12 protein-coding genes are annotated in these 14,695 nt (G+C 58.4%); 6 read left to right on the forward strand and 6 right to left on the reverse strand.

The window, feature by feature from the left end; genetic code table 11:
- Positions 1 to 102 precede the first annotated feature (102 nt).
- Positions 103 to 2,655 carry a DEAD/DEAH box helicase gene (locus ACZ3HG_RS08090; protein WP_465332641.1) on the forward strand — a complete coding sequence of 851 codons (2,553 nt, stop codon included), beginning with the start codon at positions 103 to 105 and terminating at the stop codon, positions 2,653 to 2,655.
- A 36-nt stretch (positions 2,656 to 2,691) separates the two neighbouring features.
- On the opposite strand, the gene treC is transcribed toward ACZ3HG_RS08090, so the two are convergent.
- Positions 2,692 to 4,356, reverse strand: a complete 1,665-nt coding sequence (gene treC, locus ACZ3HG_RS08095) for an alpha,alpha-phosphotrehalase (RefSeq protein ID WP_191937068.1) — start codon at positions 4,354 to 4,356, stop codon at positions 2,692 to 2,694.
- A 201-nt stretch (positions 4,357 to 4,557) separates the two neighbouring features.
- On the opposite strand from treC, the gene ACZ3HG_RS08100 reads away from it, so the two are divergent.
- Positions 4,558 to 6,930 (forward strand): beta-N-acetylhexosaminidase, encoded by a 2,373-nt coding sequence (locus tag ACZ3HG_RS08100; protein WP_465332642.1) that lies wholly within the window; start codon positions 4,558 to 4,560, stop codon positions 6,928 to 6,930.
- A 38-nt stretch (positions 6,931 to 6,968) separates the two neighbouring features.
- Here the strand turns inward: ACZ3HG_RS08100 and ridA are convergent, their stop codons facing one another.
- From ridA to argF, 4 genes are all read right to left on the reverse strand, one after another.
- Positions 6,969 to 7,355, reverse strand: coding sequence for a 2-iminobutanoate/2-iminopropanoate deaminase (gene ridA / locus ACZ3HG_RS08105; RefSeq protein ID WP_465332643.1), 387 nt, complete (start codon positions 7,353 to 7,355; stop codon positions 6,969 to 6,971).
- Positions 7,356 to 7,428: 73 nt separating this feature from the next.
- On the reverse strand, positions 7,429 to 7,893 hold the full coding sequence (pyrI, locus tag ACZ3HG_RS08110) for an aspartate carbamoyltransferase regulatory subunit (RefSeq protein ID WP_191935053.1): 465 nt from the start codon (positions 7,891 to 7,893) through the stop codon (positions 7,429 to 7,431).
- Between the two features lie 12 nt (positions 7,894 to 7,905).
- On the reverse strand, positions 7,906 to 8,841 hold the full coding sequence (gene pyrB / locus ACZ3HG_RS08115) for an aspartate carbamoyltransferase (protein ID WP_465332644.1): 936 nt from the start codon (positions 8,839 to 8,841) through the stop codon (positions 7,906 to 7,908).
- Between the two features lie 307 nt (positions 8,842 to 9,148).
- Complete coding sequence (gene argF, locus ACZ3HG_RS08120) at positions 9,149 to 10,159, reverse strand: ornithine carbamoyltransferase (protein WP_191937070.1); 1,011 nt, start codon at positions 10,157 to 10,159, stop codon at positions 9,149 to 9,151.
- A gap of 281 nt (positions 10,160 to 10,440) precedes the next feature.
- Here argF and rraB point away from each other — a divergent pair, with 281 nt between their 5' ends.
- Together rraB and miaE are read left to right on the forward strand one after the other, a co-directional pair.
- Positions 10,441 to 10,872 (forward strand): ribonuclease E inhibitor RraB, encoded by a 432-nt coding sequence (rraB, locus tag ACZ3HG_RS08125; RefSeq protein WP_062744429.1) that lies wholly within the window; start codon positions 10,441 to 10,443, stop codon positions 10,870 to 10,872.
- 55 nt (positions 10,873 to 10,927) lie between these two features.
- Entirely contained in the window at positions 10,928 to 11,692 is a 765-nt protein-coding gene (gene miaE, locus ACZ3HG_RS08130) for a tRNA isopentenyl-2-thiomethyl-A-37 hydroxylase MiaE (RefSeq protein ID WP_191937072.1), read from the forward strand.
- A gap of 59 nt (positions 11,693 to 11,751) precedes the next feature.
- Here miaE and ACZ3HG_RS08135 read toward each other — a convergent pair whose 3' ends face one another.
- Positions 11,752 to 12,255, reverse strand: coding sequence for a GNAT family N-acetyltransferase (locus ACZ3HG_RS08135; protein ID WP_465332645.1), 504 nt, complete (start codon positions 12,253 to 12,255; stop codon positions 11,752 to 11,754).
- A gap of 221 nt (positions 12,256 to 12,476) precedes the next feature.
- Here ACZ3HG_RS08135 and ACZ3HG_RS08140 point away from each other — a divergent pair, with 221 nt between their 5' ends.
- Together ACZ3HG_RS08140 and ACZ3HG_RS08145 are read left to right on the forward strand one after the other, a co-directional pair.
- Positions 12,477 to 13,664, forward strand: coding sequence for a YjgN family protein (locus ACZ3HG_RS08140; protein WP_465332646.1), 1,188 nt, complete (start codon positions 12,477 to 12,479; stop codon positions 13,662 to 13,664).
- A gap of 1 nt (position 13,665) precedes the next feature.
- Complete coding sequence (locus ACZ3HG_RS08145; protein WP_465332647.1) at positions 13,666 to 14,682, forward strand: M48 family metallopeptidase; 1,017 nt, start codon at positions 13,666 to 13,668, stop codon at positions 14,680 to 14,682.
- Positions 14,683 to 14,695: the final 13 nt, after the last annotated feature.

Here is a 14,695-nt window from a genome sequence, read left to right on the forward strand (position 1 = left end):
TACGTGCGGTGATGGTTGCATTCAACCCTGAGGAATTACTACTATTGTCGGTTGCTGTGGAGCGAACCCTCTTTTGCTCTGGTTACTCAGGGATATTGCCCGATGTCGTCCGTCGCTTATAACGAAAAACAGGTCATTCGCTGGCTCGGCTCGCGAACCGTTGCGCGCGCGCGCGATCTGGTCGCCAGCGTACAGAATGTTCAGTGGCAGAATAACCTGTTAACCGGTGAGGTTCCGGGCCGTAAAGCGGAACCGTTCAGCGTGATGGTGCATTTCAGCCGCCCTCAGGGCCGCCTGCTTGCCAGCGGTGAGTGCAGCTGTGCGGTAAAGAATAACTGTAAGCACGTTGCGGCGCTGATGCTGGCTAATCTTCAGCCGCGCCAGCAGGACGTCACGGTGGTGCTCGACACGATCCGCGCGACGCCCGTTCCGGTGCTGCAACTGCAGTCACGGGCCAAATTTATCAGCGGCTACGGCCATTACGGCCACCGACAAAAACGCCTCGACTTTGCCTCCGTCAGCTTTGATTACGCCGGGGTCAGCGTGGATGCCGGCAGCCGTGCGGAGAGCTTCAGTGATCGTTCGGGACTGCGTTATCACGTTCAGCGTCATACGGAAGAAGAGCAGTCCTGGCTGGCTCAGATTGACTCGGCCGGGCTGAACGCCATTCCCGCCGGGCATATCTACACCCCCGCACCGCTGCCCCCGGCTATTTTTGCCCCGGCAACGCCGCCGCAGTGGCGCGACTTTATTAAAAAAGGCCTGCCGGCGCTGCGCAAACGCGGCTGGCGCATCAGCATGGATGATGATTTTACCTGGAATGTCTCCGAGGTGGATGCGATAGAAGGGCGCGCGATCCAGGGGGATGATGGCTGGTTCGATCTGGAGCTGGCGATGAAGATTGGCCGCCGTCGCGTGCGGCTGGAGCCGCTGCTGGCAAAGCTGTTCGAGCATGACCGCCGCTGGACGTCAGGCAATCTCAGCCTGATCGCAGACGATGAACAGATTGAACTGCGCGATGATAAAAATCAGCGCCTGCTGTTCCGCGCCGCTCAGCTTAAGCCGCTGGTGGGCAACCTGATCGATCTGTTTGACACCGCGCAGCCGCTCAGGCTGGCAGCGTGGGACATCGGGCGGCTCAGTCAGTCGGACGATCGCAGCCGCTGGATTTTTGACGGTGATAATGCCGTTCACCAGCTGGCCGAACGGCTGAGTGGCAACAGCGGCATTCAGGCCATTGCCCCCCCTGCCGGATTGCAGGCGACCCTGCGTGACTATCAGCAGCAGGGGGTGAACTGGATGCAGTTCCTGCGTCAGCATCAGCTGGCGGGCGTACTGGCCGATGATATGGGGCTGGGAAAAACCATCCAGACGCTGGCGCATCTGCTGCTGGAAAAAGAGGCCGGGCGGCTGGATCGTCCGGCGTTAATCGTGGTGCCGACCACCCTGGTGCATAACTGGTGCTGCGAGGCCCGGCGCTTTGCGCCCGGTCTGCGCGTGCTGGCCCTGACCGGGCCGCAGCGCAAAGATTTTTACGACCAGCTGGAGCAGTACGATGTGGTGATCACCACCTATTCGCTGCTGTGGCGCGATCAGCCTCAGCTGGTGGCACACTTCTACCATATGCTGATCCTTGATGAAGCGCAGTACGTGAAGAACAGCGCTTCGCGTGCCGCCTCGGTGATCCGCACTCTGAAGACGCGCCATCGCCTGTGCCTGACCGGGACACCGCTGGAAAACCATCTTGGCGAGCTGTGGTCGCAGTTTGATTTTCTCCTGCCGGGCTTCCTGGGCAGCGAGCGCGACTTCACCCAGAACTGGCGTATCCCGGTCGAGCGCAACGGTGACAAAGTACGGCGCGACCTGCTGGCAAAACGCGTGCGGCCGTTTATGCTGCGCCGCCGCAAGCAGGAAGTCGCCAAAGAGCTGCCGCCGAAAAACACCATTGTCCGCAGCGTACCGCTGGACGGCGCACAGCGGGATCTGTACGACCAGGTACGGGAAGCCATGCAGGATCGGGTGCAGCTGGCGATGCAGCAGCAGGGGCCGGGGCGCAGCCATCTGCTGGTGCTGGATGCGTTGCTGAAATTACGGCAGATCTGCTGCGATCCACGCCTGATGTCTGACCCGCGTGCCGAACGGGTCAAACAGTCCGCCAAGCTGGCGCTGCTGCGCGAGATGCTGCATGACCTGCTGGCAGAGGATCGGCGCATTCTGATCTTCTCGCAGTTCACCACCATGCTCGGCATTATCGCGGAAGAGTTACAGAAAGCACGTATTCCCTACGTGATGCTGACCGGCAGTACGCGCGATCGCAACGAACCCGTGCGCCGTTTTCAGGAGGGAGAGGTGCCAGTGTTTCTGATCAGCCTGAAGGCCGGGGGCGTCGGTCTGAACCTGACGGCGGCAGACACCGTGATCCACTACGATCCCTGGTGGAACCCGGCGGCAGAAAATCAGGCCACCGATCGGGCTTACCGGCTCGGGCAGGATAAACCGGTGTTTGTCTACAAGCTGATTGCCGCCAACACCATTGAAGAGAAGATCGTCGCCATGCAGCAGCAAAAAGCCGATCTGGCCGGTGAGATCCTGGATGATGAACTGAGCGAACCGGCCCAGTTCAGCCCGGACGATCTTACTGCGCTGTTTTCGTAACCAGGATGCGGGCCGGCCGGAACAAACGATCGGCCCCTACCGCAGGGTGTTCTGATACCACCACACCGCCTCCCAGGGACGCAGCATCACTTCACCCGGCGTGACGTGCGTATCCGGATAGTTGCTGATTAACACTTCCCAGTGGCCGCTATAAGCCGGGGGATGCCAGACCTGCGTTTCACCACTGAAGTTGGTCGCCACCACCAGCGTTTCCCCCGCTATCCGGCGGCAGTAACACCACAGGCGCGGATGGTCGGGCAGCAGGTCAAGGTAGTCCCCGTGGGTCAGGATGTCGTAGTGTTTACGCAGCGCGATCAGCTTTTGATAGCAGTAAAAGACGGAGTCCGGGTCTGCCAGCGCGGCGGCCGCATTCACGGTGCTCACATTGTCGCCCATGCCGATCCACGGTGTGCCCTGGGTAAATCCGCCGTTCTCACTGTCGTCCCACTGCATCGGCGTGCGGCCGTTATCGCGGGATTTACTGGCGAGGATCGCCAGCAGGTTATCGCTGTCGCGGCCCTGAGAACGCAGCTCCGCGTACATGTTGTGACTTTCAATATCGCGGTAATCGATAATGCGGGTGAAGTGCGGATTGGTCATTCCCAGCTCTTCCCCCTGGAATATATAGGGGGTGCCCTGCATGCCGTGCAGGGCCAGGGCCAGCAGCTTGGCGGATTCGACCCGATAGTTAAACTCATCCCCCCAGCGCGACACAACCCGTGGCTGGTCATGATTACACCAGAACAGCGCATTCCACGCCTGGTTGTGCATCCCCTGCTGCCAGTGGGTAAATATCTCCTTCAGTGCCACCAGATTGAGCGGCGTCAGCGTCCACTTCTGGCCCTGATAAAAATCGACCTCCACATGATCGAAGCTGAACACCATCGACAGCTCCTCGCCACTCAGCGCCCCGTAACGCTGGCAGTGCTCCAGCGTGGCGGAGGACATTTCGCCTACGGTCACCAGCTGACGCGGAATAAACACTTCGCGGCTCATCTCCTGCATAAATTCGTGAATACGCGGACCATCGGTATACAGCCGCAGCCCATCCCCCCCCGGATCATCGGCAAAATCCTGCTGCTTGGACACCAGGTTGATCACATCCAGGCGCAGGCCGTCGATGCCCCGGTCGGCCCAGAAATTGACCACCTGCTTCAGCTCGGCGCGGACACTGTCATTTTCCCAGTTCAGCTCGGCCTGCTCCGGTGCCCACAGATGCATATAGTACTGACTGCTTTCCGGGTGCCAGCGCCAGGCGCTGCCGCCAAACTTGGACATCCAGTTATTCGGCAGCTGGCCGGGAGCGCCGTCGCGCCAGATATAGTAAGCGCGATAGGGGCTGTCGCGATCCAGCGCCTCATGGAACCAGTGATGCTGAGTAGAGGTATGGTTAAACACCATATCCAGAATAATGCGCATCCCGCGCCGGTGGGTTTCCTCCACCAGATTATCGAAATCATTGAGGGTGCCAAACTGCGGATCGATGGCGGTGTAATTGGCCACGTCATAGCCGTTATCGACCTGCGGAGAAAGATAAAATGGCGTCAGCCAGATGGCATCAACGCCCAGCGTTTGCAGATAGTCCAGCCGCTGAATTACGCCGGGCAGATCGCCAGTACCGCTGCCGGTGGTGTCCTGAAAACTCTTGGGGTAGATCTGATAAATCACGCCGTTCTGCCACCAGGGTGGAGTATTTGTCATTGCTGAATCCTGATATCCAGTGGGTTGCTGAGAGCGTTATTCCCTAAGATTAGCCACAGAGAGCCAATTCCGCATAGTGTGTACCGATTTATGACATCAACGGGAGTAAATGTCGCGCAGAGACCGCTTTCGTCATGTGTAACTTGATGTGACAAGCGAATTATGTTTTAAGAGTGCATCACAAAAAAAGGATGCCCTGATATGCCACGGTCACTGCGCTGCCTGCTGCTCGCCTGTTCCCTGATGCTGCCGTTATCGCTTTCTGCCAGTCCGGCAGGTGCGTTGCCGCTGATGCCGTGGCCGCAGCAGGTGGAACTGCCGCAAGGAGGAGGCCGGCTGACGCTGACCACGCCGCTGGCGATCCAGGTGCAGGGTGACAGCCTGCGTGAGGCGCTGCCGCGCTGGCAGAAACGGTTGGCCCGGCAGACGGGAAGTCCGGTGCTGCCGACCTCCGCCAGCGCCACGCCTCTGCAGATCCGCATCGCCCGGCCGGTTGCGGCAATCCCCCAGCCGGACAGCGATGAACACTACCGGCTGGTGGTCAGCGCCGACGGCATCGTGCTTGAGGCCGCTACCCGTTTTGGCGCAATGCGCGGCATGGAAACGCTGCTGCAGCTGGTTCACAACGGCACCGTTCCCCTGGTCACCATTAACGACGCTCCGCGCTTTCCCTGGCGTGGCATCCTGATCGACTCTGCCCGCCACTTTTTACCCATTGACACCCTTAAGCGCCAGATTGACGGTATCGCGGCGGCGAAAATGAACGTCTTTCACTGGCACCTGACCGATGACCAGGGCTGGCGCTTTGCCTCGACCCACTATCCCCAGTTGCAGGAGAAAGCCAGCGACGGTCTGTGGTACAGCCAGCAGCAGATGCGCGAGATCGTCAGCTATGCGGCCAGCCGGGGCGTGCGCGTTGTGCCGGAGATCGACTTCCCCGGCCACGCCTCTGCGCTGGCGGTGGCGATGCCCGAGCTGATGTCGGCCCCGGGGCCATATCAGATGGAGCGCGGCTGGGGGGTGTTCAAACCGCTGCTCGACCCGACCCGCGAACAGGTTTATCAGTTTATTGATACGCTGGTGGGGGAGGTGGCGGCGATTTTCCCGGATCCGTACCTGCATATTGGCGGGGATGAAGTTGATGCCAGCCAGTGGAACGCGTCGGCGTCGATCCGGGAGTTTATGCAGCAGAAAGGGCTAAAGGACAGCCACGCGCTGCAGGCGTACTTTAATCAGCGCGTGGAGGCGATCCTGGAAAAACACCAGCGGCGCATGGCTGGCTGGGATGAGATCTATCACCCCGATCTGCCGCGCAGCATCCTGATCCAGTCCTGGCGCGGCCAGGATGCGCTGGGCGAAGCGGCAAAGAATAACTACCGCAGCATCCTCTCTACCGGTTTCTACCTCGATCAGGCGCAGCCTGCCGCTTTTCACTACCGCAACGAAGTCTGGCCGCAGGGGCTGAACGATGCCGACCGTATCGGCGAGGGGGAGGTGGCTCAGAGCTGGCAGTTTACGCTGCCCCGGCTGAAGGGCAATCCGCTGAAAGGTAGCGTAACGCTGATTGACGGGCGGGGAGGATGGCGTGGTTTTATCGACTTCGACGGGCGTTCACGCCGCATGGTGCGCGAGATCCGCTGGCTCTCTCCCACCCAGTTTACCTTCCGCGTTGACAGCTGGATGGGGGAGCTGCGTCCGGTGCTGACCCTGGCCGGCGACACGATGAGCGGCTACTGGCGCATTGGTAACGTGCGTTATCCAACGGTGGGAAGCCGGCTGGCACAGACCCCGGCGGGGATCCGGCCTGCACTACCGGATGACGCGCAGCTGCACAACAATCTGCTGGGCGGGGAAGCGGCGCTGTGGAGTGAAATGGTTGATGAGAACGTGATTGATGTGCGGCTGTGGCCCCGGGCATTTGTGGTGGCCGAGCGGCTGTGGTCGGCCTCGGACGTCACTGACGAGCAGAACATGTATCAGCGCCTGGCGGCGGTAGACAGCTGGTCAGCGGTTTCGGTGGGGTTGCAGCAGCACGCAGAAACGCAGCTGCAGATGATGCGCCTGGCCAACAGCAGCGACACGGTTGCGCTGCAAATCTTTGCCCAGGCGCTGGAGCCGGCGCAGTTTTACACCCGCCAGCATCTGAAATACCAGGCCGGGCATTACACCCAGGCCGAACCGCTTAACCGGCTGGCGGATGTGCTGCCCAGCGAGAGCAACAACGTGCGTGAACTGGATCGTCAGGTAGACGCACTGATTGCCAATCGGGGGAACCGCCTGGCGGCGCTGGCCATCCGGCGTCAGCTTGAGCAGTGGCGGCAGAATATTCCCCAGGTCGCTCCGGTGCTGGCACAAAGTCCCCAGCTGCGGCCGCTGATGCCGGTTGCCGAACAGGTTGAGGAGATCAGTCAGATGGGCCTGTCGCTACTGGAGGCGATAGAACAGGATCGCACGTTTGGCGCACGCGAAGTGGCCAGAATGCATCAGCGCCTGGATCAGGCGGCGCTGACCCAGGATGAAGTGGTGATCGCGCTGGTCTATCCAATCGAAAAGCTGTTACGTTACGGAAAATAGCCAGGAAGGGGCGATCGCCCCTTCCTGTCGCGCGTCGGTTAACGACGAACGGCAATCGCCTCGATTTCAATCTTCACATCTTTCGGCAGACGCGCCACTTCCACACACGAACGCGCCGGGAAGGCGGCCTGGTGTTCGGTGAAGAACGCTTCATAGGTGGCGTTCACCGTGGCGAAGTCGTTCAGATCCTTCACAAAAACCGTGGTCTTGACGATGTCACCCACTTTCAGGCCTGCAGCTTCAACAATGGACTGCACGTTCTCCAGCGACTGGCGTGCCTGAGCGGCGATATCTTCTGCCACTGCGCCGGTTTTCGGATCAACCGGGATCTGGCCTGAAGTGATGATCATGCTGCCAAGATCGACCCCCTGAACGTAAGGACCGATAGCCGCTGGCGCGTTTTCCGTACTGATTTCGCGAGACATAATTTCTCCTGAATGTGTCTGATAAGAGGGGACAGCCCATCCTGCCCACCGGGGCGGCGAAATGCAAACGGCTTTAGCCGTTTGCCATCACCACATAGTGCGCGAACTCTTTCTCGCAGTATTTGCATTTCAGGTGCAGTTCATCCTGGCGCTGCTTCACCGCAAAGCTGGAGAACACGGGTTCCGTCCGGCTAATGCAGTTGCTGTTCGGGCAGGTGAGCACGCGGTCAATACGATCCGGCAGCGTCGGGGCAATCTTCGCCACCACGTTGTAATCATCAATGCGGTTGACCGTGGCGTGCGGGGCATAGACCGCCAGCTGGTTGATCTGGTCATCGGTCAGGAAGGTGTTTTCGATCTTGATCAAATCCTTACGTCCCAGCTCACCGGAGGGCAGGTTCAGGCCGATGGTAATACGCTGGTCGGTTTCCGTCAGGCGGAACAGGGACAGCAGTTTAAAGCCCACCTGCGCCGGGATATGGTCAATCACCGTGCCGCGCTTGATCGCCTCAACCTGTAATTTATTATCTTGCGTCATGTGCTTATCCCCTTACAGAACCGGTTCGCTGTTCAGTACCAGCGCCAGAAGCGCCTGGCGTGCGTAGATACCATTGCCAGCCTGCTGGAAATACCAGGCGTGCGGCGTGCGGTCAACGTCAGTGTCGATTTCGTCAATGCGCGGCAGCGGATGCAGAACTTTCATGTTCTCACGTGCGCCCGCGAGGTCGGCAGCGCGCAGAATAAACTGGGCTTTGACGTTGGCGTATTCCGACGGGTCGAGGCGCTCTTTCTGCACGCGGGTCATATACAGAATGTCCACCTGCGGCACCACTTCTTCAATGCTGTCGTGGCGCGTCCAGACAATGCCTTTTTCGTCGAGCATGTCGGTAATGTAGGCTGGCATCGCCAGCGCATCCGGTGCGATAAAGTAGAAGCGGTTGCCCTCGAACTTCGCCAGCGCCTGGGTCAGAGAATGCACGGTACGGCCATATTTCAGGTCCCCGACCATCGCCACGCTGAGGTTGCTCAGGCGGCCCTGGGTTTCCTGCAGGGTAAACAGATCAAGCAGCGTCTGGGTCGGGTGCTGGTTAGCGCCGTCGCCCGCGTTCAGCACCGGTACGCCGTTGGAAAACTCAGTGGCCAGACGGGCAGCGCCCTCCTGCGGATGACGCATCACAATCGCGTCCACATACGTGCCGATCACCGAGATAGTATCGGCCAGGGTTTCGCCTTTCTTCCCCAGCGAGGTATTACCGCCATCGGCAAAGCCGACCATCGACGCGCCCAGACGGTGCATCGCCGTTTCAAAAGAGAGGCGGGTACGGGTGGAGGCTTCAAAGAAGCAGCTGGCAATCACGTTATGTTTCAGCAGCTCGGGCTGTGGGTTAGCTTTCAGGCTGGCTGCGGTACGCAACACCAGTTCCAGCTCGTCACGGTTGAGATCGTTAATCGAAATAATGTGTTTTTTATACAGGGGGTTAGCCATTTCCACTCCTTGTGCGGGTCATCAATCCCGGTGCAGCGCGGTGGGGCAGCCTCAGGACGGCGACAGAGCAACGTTTCAGCATTGAAATGCGGGCAAAAAAAAGCCCCTCATTGAGGGGCTTTCTTAACGATCGGTCATGCCACGGAAGGAAAAACGGTGCTGCCCGCCTGTGGAACGGCGCGTCAGTACGGCTTGATTAATGCAGCTCAGTTTCATGTATCCTCCCGGCAAACGGGGAGCATTATACGCATTCACTGGTCGGCGGCAAGTGAAAAACGCGGCAACGTAATCGTTTGCCCGGCCTGACTTATCCCCCCTGCGCCAGTGTGGCGACCATCACGGCTTTAATGGTGTGCAGGCGGTTTTCTGCCTGATCAAACACCACGCTGTGTGGCGATTCAAACACCTCGTCGGTCACTTCCATCCCGCCGTGCAGATCGTACTGCTGCGCCATCTGCTGACCCAGCGTGGTCTGGTCGTCGTGGAAGGCGGGCAGGCAGTGCAGAAACTTCACCTGCGGGTTGCCGGTAGCCTGCAGCATAGCCATATTGACCTGGTAAGGGCGCAGCAATGCGATACGCTCCTGCCAGACTTCTTTCGGCTCGCCCATCGACACCCAGACGTCGGTATAGATAAAGTCCGCGCCTTTCACACCCTGCGCAATGTCTTCAGTCAGGGTGATCGTCGCCCCGGTTTTTTCGGCAACCTGGCGGCATTCGGCCACCAGTGCGGCATCCGGCCAGCAGCTTTTCGGCGCGACCAGACGCAGATCCAGACCGGTCAGCGCGGCGGCCTCCAGTAGGGTATTACCCATATTGTTATGGGTATCGCCCACGTAGGCCAGCGTCATCTGGCTGAAGGCTTTTTCCGGCAGATGCTCCTGCATGGTGAGCAGGTCAGCCAGCAGTTGGGTCGGGTGAAACTCATTGGTCAGCCCGTTCCACACCGGCACGCCGGCATGTTCGGCCAGCGACTCAACCAGCGCCTGGCCGTGACCGCGGTACTGAATGGCGTGATACATGCGGCCCAGCACGCGGGCGGTATCCTTCATCGACTCTTTATGGCCGATCTGGCTGCCGCTCGGGCCCAGATAGGTGACGTTCGCTCCCTGATCGTAAGCGGCAACTTCGAAAGAGCATCGGGTGCGGGTCGAGTCTTTTTCGAAGATGAGCGCAATATTCTTCCCTTTCAGGTGCGGAGTCTCTTCGCCATTTTTCTTATCGGTCTTCAACGTGGACGCCAGCGCCAGCAAGCCGTTGATTTCAGCAGGGGTGAAATCGAGCAGCCTGAGGAAGTGACGTTGATATAACTGACTCATAAAGCACTCCAGGTAACGGATACCCGCCATATTTCAAGCTGTCTGTGCGTTAGCGGCTCTCGTTCATCCGCATCGCTTACCGGAGTAAGCCCATCGTGATTCACGCGTTTGCTGCCATCATACAACTCGAACTATCGTGGGTATAGAATGAATTAAAATTCAATTTAACCGTATTAATATTCACTTTCAACCCCGCAGCGCAGAAACTTGTTTTTAAAGGTAGTGGCGCAGAGGGCACTGTGGGAAAATACGCGAAATAACGCCCTAATGAGGAAGAGATCATGGCTAACGAAGCATTGTTGGAAGAGCAGCGTGAAGAGACGCGGCTGATTATTGAAGAACTGCTGGATGACGGCAGCGATCCGGACGCGCTGTACACCATCGAGCATCATTTCTCCTGTGACAGCTTTGACGCGCTGGAAAAAGCGGCCGTGGAAGCCTTCAAGCTGGGCTATGAAGTGACCGAGCCGGAAGAGCTGGATCTGGAAGACGGCACCAAAGTGATGTGCTGCGATATCCTCAGTGAAGGCGCCCTGAACGCCGAGCTGATCGACGCGCAGGTTGAGCAGCTGATCGACGTGGCCGCCAAATTCAACGTCGACTACGACGGCTGGGGGACTTACTTTGAAGACCCGGACGCGCAGGATGAAGACGACGAAGACGGTGAAGATGGCGAAGCCATCGACGGCGAAGATAACGGTATCCGCCACTAATCGCGCACTGGCCGGGGTGACCCCGGCCACGATCCCTTTACCTCTGGTCTGACTGATGAACACCGAACACCTGCTTGCCCCTGTCCTGGAATTCCTTCACTGCCGTACGCCGCAAGCCTGGATTGACGAAGCCCGTCAGCCGCAGCATCTGCCTCTTCTCCTGACCGACCATCTGGTGTGCGAACTGAAAGCCGCGCAGACCGCTATGTGGCTGATCCGTAAATATGTCGCGGATAAAGCCAGTGGCGATGCCTTGCTGGCCTGGCTCAAGCCCTGGGAAAACTTTGTCCATAACGATCGGGCCGACCTGGCATTTCTTGAGCAGCATAAAGGCCTGTCGAAAACCATTATCAGCCGCGAAGAAGTGCCGTATGGCGATGAGCTGGTGGATAAGATGGTGCTGCTGATTAAAGAGGAGCTGCACCACTTTTACCAGGTGCTGGAGATTATGCAGGCGCGGGGCATTCCCTATATGCGTATTACCGCCAGCCGCTATGCAAAAGGGCTGCTGCGCGAGATTGCTACTTACGAACCGCAAACGCTGGTCGATAAACTGATCTGCGGAGCCTATATCGAGGCGCGATCCTGCGAACGTTTTGCCAGCCTGGCACCTTACCTGGATGATGAGCTGGCGGCGTTTTATGTCTCGCTACTGCGCTCTGAAGCGCGTCACTATCAGGATTATCTTGCGCTGGCGGCGAGGATCTCACCGACCGATATCAGCACGCGGGTGCGTAAAATCGGGGAAACGGAGGCGCGTCTGATTAATGAACCGGACAGCCAGCTGCGGTTCCACAGCGGCGTGCCGGTTTTAGCCTGACGGCGTACCGCAGATAAGGGGCCGGGAAACTCACCCCCCGGCCCTTCAGCCCGCAGTGATTACAGCGTCTTCAGCATGGTGACTTCGCAGTCTACGTGGCCGGTTGACCCCATAGGCCCGTTGATATGCACGAAGCCCAGGTGTTCATACAGGCGGATGGCCCGCGTCAGCGAGGCGGTGGTTTCCAGATAGCAGCGTTTGAACCCCTGTTCGCGGGCGAAGTCCATCGCCTGAATGGCCAGGCGGCGCGCCAGACCCAGGCCGCGTACCGACGGCATAAAATACATTTTCTGCAGTTCGCAGATGTCTGCATCGCTGCACGCCAGCGGAGCGACACCGCCGCCGCCCACCACTTTTCCTTCCACTTCGACCACCCAGAACGCACAGCGATCCGCGCTGTAGACCTCGTAGAGATGGTCAAGGTTCGGGTCAGAGACCGTATAGCCTTTATCTGCCGTCAGGCCAAATTCTGCCGATACCACGCGGATCACTGAAGCAATATGCGGATTGTCAGCGGGAACGATCGGGCGCACGCGCAGGGAGGTCTGTAATACGGTTGTCATACATTTCGCTCATGGTCGGTCGGTTGCAGATAGTGTAATAACATTGCCGGCGAACAGATGCAATGGCGACACGCGGGAGCCGAACTGGTCTTAGGATCATTCTAAATGATAATTATTTATTGTCGGGTTTCTGGCGCCATGCTTAAATAGCCCGGCTATTTATTACGCTTTTTATTTTCTGCAATGCAGAAGACTATTTCTATTTTCAGGAAGAAAAACAAATGGAAAACAATACCTCGAATCAGCAACGCCATGCGGTGCTGTTCCACGGGCGTTCTGGTGAGTATTTTTCTATCTGGCTGGTCAATGTACTACTGACCCTGGTCACGTTAGGCATTTATTCCGCCTGGGCAACCGTCCGTCGCCGTCGCTATTTCTTTGGTAACACTGAAATTGCAGGCGACCGCTTTGACTATCATGCCCGTCCTGTCGATATTCTCAAAGGCCGTATTATCGTCTTTGTGGGACTGGTGCTGTTCTTTATCCTGTCCTCTGCTATGCCAGCTATTTCTCTGGTTTTCCTGCTGGCGTTCTGTGCGCTGATCCCGTGGATTATCATCCGCAGCTGGCGCTATAACGCGCTGATGAGCAGCTTCCGTGGCGTGCGGTTTAACTACCTGTGCCGCGTGGGCCGTGCTTACTGGACAATGTATCTGTGTCCGGTGCTGCTGATTGTCGCTCTCTATGCGGTCATGGCGCTGATTGGTATGGTGGCTATCAACACCGGCAGTATCAGCGTCTCGTTGATCCTCGGCATCGTGGGTTTTGTAGCGTTCCTGGCTGGTCTGGCATCGGTGCAGGGCATCGTGGCTGCACTGAACCACGATCTCTATATCAACAACATGTCCTTCGGTTCGCTGCCTTTTAAAGCTGAACTGAGCAAAAAAAGCTTCATCAAAATGGTGCTGATCAGCTTCCTGATTATGCTGCCGTTCCTGATTGTCGCGGGAATGTTGATTGGTACGTTGTTTGTTTCGATCTTTTATTCCATCGCCATGGGCATGACCGATCCTGAGATGCTGAATTCAATGATGGCGGGGAATATGTTAAATATCTTCCTGACCTTCCTGGTATTACTGTTCGGTGCTTTAGTTTCGTCTGCTTATTTAGTCTCTGCCCAGCGTAATTACGTGTTCGGCCAGACTAAACTTGGTGAAAAACTCCGTCTTAAGTCAACTATGTCTACCGGTTCGTTCCTTGGCCTGACGCTGACCAATACCCTGATCGTGATTTTCACGCTGGGTCTGGGCACGCCGATTGCCGAAGTGCGTCTGGCACGCTATATGGCTAACAGTACGGCGCTGGAAGGGGATATTTCTCTGCTGGACGTGCAGGCGCATAACGATAGTGCCGGTACGGCCGTGGCTGAGGAAGTGGCTGCCGCTTTCGATCTGAACGTTGGCATCTGACTTGCAGCTGAACGGTTTTTATCAGTACCCCGGACGGGCAGCTCGCGAGGCTGCCCGTCTCACATTGTCTGAACAGCATCTGACGCTGGAGCAGGGCAGCCACCGGCAGCTGGTGATGATGAAGGATGTGGCGGTGTCTGATGCGCTGGGCACCATCCCGCTGACTCTGACCTTCCCGGACGGCGGCCGCTTTGTGCCGGAGGATGACAGGGCGTTTCGCCAGTGGTGGCAGCAGCGTCATCGTCCGGGCCTCGTGCACCGGCTGGAGCAGCATCGCCGCGGCGTGTTGCTGACCCTGCTGGGCACGCTGGTGGCGATTGCGTGCTGGATCTGGGTGATCCTGCCGGTGACCAGTCAGGTGCTGGCGCAGCATATTCCTTCCTACGTTGAGCGGCAGATTGGCCAGCAAACCTTTACCCTGTTGCAGAACACCGGGTTCACCGCCGGACGGCTGACGCCTGCACAGCAGCAGCGCATCAACCGCCTGTTCCGCGACACGGTCCCTGCGGAGATGAAAGAGGACCCGACGCCGCTGCGGCTGAAGATCATGCATTTCGACGGCGGGGCGAACGCTTTTATGCTGGCGGACGGTACGCTGATCGTCAGTGATGACCTGGTGCGCATGGCCAAAAGTGATGACGCGATCGCGGCGGTGATGCTGCACGAGATGGGCCATCACCAGCATCGTCACGTGATGCGGATGCTGGTGCGCTCTTCGCTGGTATCGCTGAGCTACCTCTGGCTGACCGGGGACGTCAGCGGCATCGGGGATACGTTGCTGCAGTCGGCGGCCTTCATCGACCAGCTGCAGTATTCCCGCAGCATGGAGCGCGAGGCGGATGACTTCGCTATTGCGCAGATGAAAGCCCAGGGGCGTTCGCTGGCGGCGATGGCGGAGATCTACGGTCAGCTTGAGCAGTCAGCGAAAAAGGAGGGCGGGAATATCGATCTGCCGGAGTGGATGAGTACCCACCCGGATATGCCAGCCAGGATCAAAGCCGTTCAGGCGGCAGAATAACGCCATAAAAAAG

Source organism: Erwinia sp. PME.40.26/001, assembly GCF_055556675.1.